This is a genomic window from Clostridium algoriphilum, from assembly GCF_020443705.1.
GTDB classification, from domain to species: domain Bacteria; phylum Bacillota; class Clostridia; order Clostridiales; family Clostridiaceae; genus Clostridium_AD; species Clostridium_AD algoriphilum.
Window position 1 is genome coordinate 1 of record NZ_JAIZZK010000106.1, and the last position, 1,024, is coordinate 1,024.

The 1,024-nt window shown below is 37.9% G+C and carries 1 protein-coding gene; it reads left to right on the top strand.

Annotated elements, in window-relative coordinates:
* A partial coding sequence (locus LGK95_RS22100) for a PTS fructose transporter subunit IIC (protein ID WP_226127056.1) occupies window positions 1-1,024 on the top strand: 1,024 nt, incomplete at both ends.

Here is a 1,024-nt window from a genome sequence, read left to right on the forward strand (position 1 = left end):
AAGCACTAAATGGTGAGGCACCTATTTATAACCATGCTGGTGGTAGTAACACTGCTACTGGAAGCGAGAGAACAGGATTTTATAAACATCTTATGAGCGGTATTTCAAATATGCTTCCTTTCATTGTTGGTGGAGGAATATTAATAGCTTTATCATTTATATTCGAAAAGAGTTCAAATCCAAACTTGTTATATTTGTCTAACCTTCTTTCAGTAGTTGGAAGCAAGAATGCTTTTGCACTTATGATACCAGTGCTTGCTGGTTTTATAGGTATGAGCATTGCAGACAGACCAGGTTTTGCTCCTGCAATGGTAGGTGGATTTTTAGCATATCAAAGTAATGCAGGATTTCTTGGTGGAATTATTGCAGGTTTTCTTGGTGGTTATGTAGTACTACTTCTTAAGAAGGCTTTTGCAAAATTACCAGAAGCCCTTGAGAGCATAAAACCGGTGCTTATATATCCATTACTAGGTATTTTTATTACCGGTGCTATAATGTACATTTGTATAGATGGACCAGTTCTTCAAATCAACCTTTTTCTTCAACATTGGTTAAGTGGAATGGGCACAGGAAACAAAGTGCTACTAGGTATTATATTAGGTGGAATGATGGCAATTGATATGGGCGGACCAATAAACAAGGCTGCCTTTGCATTTGGAATTGCTATGATAAGTTCAAAAAATTACTTTCCACAAGCAGCTGTAATGGCAGGTGGTATGTCTGCACCCCTCGGAATTGCACTTGCTACTTCATTCTTTAAGAATAGATTTACTAAGCAAGAAAGAGAAACTGGTCTTAGTTGTTATATAATGGGGGCTTGTTTTGTAACAGAAGGAGCAATACCTTTTGCAGCAGCAGATCCAGTAAGAGTAATTCCAGCAGCGGCAATAGGTTCAGCAGTAGCCGGTGGACTTGCATTGTTTTTTAATATAGGAATGCCAGTTCCACACGGTGGTATATTTGTAGTTGCTTTAGTTAATGGAAGTCCATTACTTTATTTACTATCGATTTTGATAGGAGCTAC